The organism is Streptomyces sp. MBT53 (assembly GCF_016654115.1).
Lineage (GTDB): Bacteria > Actinomycetota > Actinomycetes > Streptomycetales > Streptomycetaceae > Streptomyces.
The window spans coordinates 1-3,531 of record NZ_JAEQAZ010000375.1 but is presented as its reverse complement, the minus strand read 5'-3'; the positions used below and the strand labels follow the sequence as shown (position 1 = coordinate 3,531).

Annotated in this window: 2 protein-coding genes; both read left to right on the top strand. The window is 73.7% G+C overall.

Going from position 1 to position 3,531, the window contains the following annotated elements; all coding sequences use genetic code 11:
• Window position 1: 1 nt before the first annotated feature.
• Window positions 2-904 (top strand): ComEA family DNA-binding protein, encoded by a 903-nt coding sequence (locus JHN45_RS51095; protein ID WP_201056320.1) that lies wholly within the window; start codon window positions 2-4, stop codon window positions 902-904.
• A gap of 77 nt (window positions 905-981) precedes the next feature.
• Complete coding sequence (locus JHN45_RS51090; RefSeq protein WP_201056321.1) at window positions 982-3,528, top strand: ComEC/Rec2 family competence protein; 2,547 nt, start codon at window positions 982-984, stop codon at window positions 3,526-3,528.
• The last annotated feature ends 3 nt before the right edge of the window (window positions 3,529-3,531 follow it).

Genomic DNA, 3,531 nt, shown 5'->3' with positions numbered 1-3,531 from the left:
GATCGGGGGGATCGGGGGGAGCGCGGGACCTGAGGCGCCCGACGTGCCCGACGTGCCAGAGGTGCCCGAGGTGCCAGTGCTGTCCGCAAGGGGCGGAGACACCGGAGACGGCAGAGACGTCGGGGAGACCGATGTCGGGGGCGGCCGTGAGGTAGGGGTCTGGCGCGAGCGGGCCGGGTCGGCGTTTCGGGAGCGGATGCCGGTGTGGGTGCAGACGCGGTGCGGGCTGGAGCGGCGCAGCGTGGTCGCGCTCGGCGTGCTGTTCGTGGTGGCCGCGGTCTTCGCCGTGCAGCACTTCTGGGTGGGCCGGACCCAGCCTGTGCGGGCCCCGGAGGTGGTTCGGGCGGCGGCTCCTTACGGGGCAGGGGGCGATGAAGGGGGCGGCACCACGGGCAAGGGGGTCGAGTCGTCGCCTGCCTCGGCCGGGACGCGGGGAGGATCGAGCGCGGCCGGGATCGCCGGCGCCGAGATCGTCGTGGACGTCAGCGGCAAGGTCCGTGAACCCGGGGTTCATCGGCTTCCGGCCGGTTCGCGGGTGACGGATGCGCTGCGCGCGGCCGGCGGGGTGCGTTCGGGCACGAACACCGAGGGGCTCAACCTCGCTCGGTTCCTTGTGGACGGGGAGCAGGTCGTCGTCGGTGGGCCGACACCAGCCGCCGCGGTGCCTGGTGCGACGGGTCCAATGGGCACCGGCGTGGCGGCTGCTCCAGGTGCTCCCGTCTCCCTCAACACGGCCACCGCGGACCAGCTCAACACCCTGCCGGGGGTGGGCCCCGTGCTGGCCCAGCACATCATCGACTACCGCACCCAGCACGGCGGTTTCCGCTCGGTGGACGAACTGCGCCAGGTCAACGGCATCGGCGACCGCCGCTTCGCCGATCTACGGGATCTGGTACGGCCATGACCCACGTCCACGACGACTCGCGCCAGGCTGGGACTCCACGCCCCACGCCGCAGCACGACGACTCGTCCCGCCGTGCCGTGCATACCTCCTCCGGGAACCGCCGGGGCGCCGCGCACCCTCACCAGGAAGGCCCGACAGACCTACGCCTCGTACCGCCGGCTCTCGCCGCCTGGGCGACGGCCGCACTGGCGCTGGACGTGTCACCGGCCTGGGTCACCGGTGTCGGGGTCGCCGCCCTGGTGGCGGGGCTTGTGCTCCTGCTGGCGCGGCGGCGGAGCGGTGTGGGCGGTGTGGACGGCAGCCGTGCCGCGTCCCGACCGCCCACTCACCCCGAGCCACCCCCGACACCGGCCGACCCTTCCCGGGCCTCCTGGCCCCGCGCCTCCATCGCCGCTCTGCTCCTCGCCATCGCGGCAGCCGCCGCCTCCGCCGGGCTGCACGGGGCGGATCTACGCCGGGGGCCGGTGCCCGAGCTGGCGCGGCAGTACGCGTCCGTGACCGCGGAGGCGGAGGTCGGTTCCGATCCACGGTTGACCCGGCCCCGGATCAGCGGGGATCACGCGGCTCCGGTCTCCGTGCTCATCGAGGCCGAGGTACGGCGGGTGCAGCAGGCAGACGGGACGGTCGTGGAGACACGGGCGCCGGTGCTGTTGATCGTCGATCCGGGCCATCGGCAGGTGGGCCCGGAGCATTCGCCCTGGCTGGGGCTGCTGCCGTCCACGCGGCTACGGGTGTCCGCGCGGCTGGCGCCCTCTCTGACGAGCGGGGACCGGGTCGCGGCCGTGCTGCGCGTACGGAACCAGCCGGTGCCGGAGGTGGTGGGGAAGCCGTCCGGAGCCCAGCGGTTCGCGGGGCGGTTGCGGGCCGGGTTGCGTGAGGCCACCGACGGTTTGCCCGCGGACGCGCGGGCGCTGCTGCCGGGGCTGGTCGTCGGCGACACCGCGCGCATCACACCCGAGCTGGACGAGGCCTTCAAGGAGACGGACCTCGCGCACACTCTCGCCGTCTCCGGAAGCAACCTGACCATCCTGCTCGCCCTCCTCATCGGACCGCCCGGTCTCGCCCAGCTCGTCGAACGCCGAGGTCTGGCACCGCGCCTGGGGATCTCCCTCCGGGCGACCGCGATGCTCGGCGGGGTACTCACACTCGGGTTCGTCGTCGTGTGCCGGCCCGACCCGAGCGTGCTGCGGGCCGCGGCCTGCGGTGCCGTGGCACTGCTCGCCCTGGCGACCGGTCGCCGCAGATCACTGATCCCGGCGCTGGCGACGGCCGTACTGCTCCTGGTGCTGTACGACCCCTGGCTGTCCCGCAGTTACGGCTTCCTGCTCTCCGTGCTGGCCACCGGAGCCCTGCTCACGCTCGCGCCACGCTGGTGCGAGACGCTGCGGCGGCACCGGGTTCCCCCGCGGCTGGCCGAGGCGTTGGCCGCCGCTGCCGCCGCGCAGGCGCTGTGCGCACCGGTTGTGGCCGTGCTGTCGGCGCGGGTGAGTCTGGTGGCGGTGCCGTGCAACCTGCTCGCGGAACTCGCCGTCGCACCGGCCACGGTGCTCGGCTTCGCGGCACTGGCGACGGCACCGGTGATGATGCCGGTGGCCAAGGTCCTTGCATGGGGCGCGAGTTGGCCCGCCGGGTGGATCGCGGACGTGGCCCGGACCGGCGCGGCACAGCCCGGTGGGGGAGTGGACTGGCCGGGCAGTTGGACGGGGGCGCTGCTCCTCGCCGTAGCCGTCGCGGTCCTCGTGCCGGTCGGCCGACGGCTGCTGAAGCATCCGTGGCTGTGCGGTGTCTGCGGGTTGCTGCTCCTGCTGATCGTCGTCGAGCCGGCGCCGCTGACCCGGGTGATCACCGGCTGGCCACCACCGGGCTGGCGGTTCGCGATGTGCAACGTCGGACAGGGCGACGCGACGGTGCTCGCGGCCGGCAAGGGCACCGGTGTGGTCGTGGACGCCGGACCCGATCCGAAGCTGATCGACCAGTGTCTGCGCACGCTCGGCATCACCAGGATTCCGCTGGTCGTCCTGACCCACTTCCACGCCGACCACGTCGCCGGACTGCCCGGGGTGCTGCGGGGCCGCTCGGTGGGCGCGATCGAGACGACGTCCTTCGAAGAGCCCGCGGACCAGGCCGAGTTCGTACGGAGAGCGGCAGCGGAACGGCACATCCCGATCACCCGGGCCGTCGCCGGGGAACAGCGACGCGCCGGTCCGCTCTCCTGGCAGGTGCTGTGGCCGCCACCGCAACCGGCACCGGACCAGGACGGCCCGAACGACGCGAGTGTCACGCTGCTCGTCCGAACGGCCGGACTACGCCTACTGCTGCTCGGGGACCTCGAACCCCCGGCCCAGCAGGAGCTGTTGAGGTCACCGGCGGCAGCGCTACTGGGAGGCGTGGACGTCCTCAAGGTCGCCCACCACGGTTCGGCCTACCAGGACCCGGACCTGATGCGCAGGGTGGCCCCGCGGCTGGCGCTGATCTCTTGCGGTGAGAACAACCCCTACGGACACCCGGCCCCCAGCACGGTCACGGCGCTCCGCGCAATGGGCGCGGTGGTCCTGCGGACGGACCTGGACGGGGCCCTGGCGGTGGGAGGCGAGGGGGCCGGGCTGCGGGTGACACGGGACTGAGGG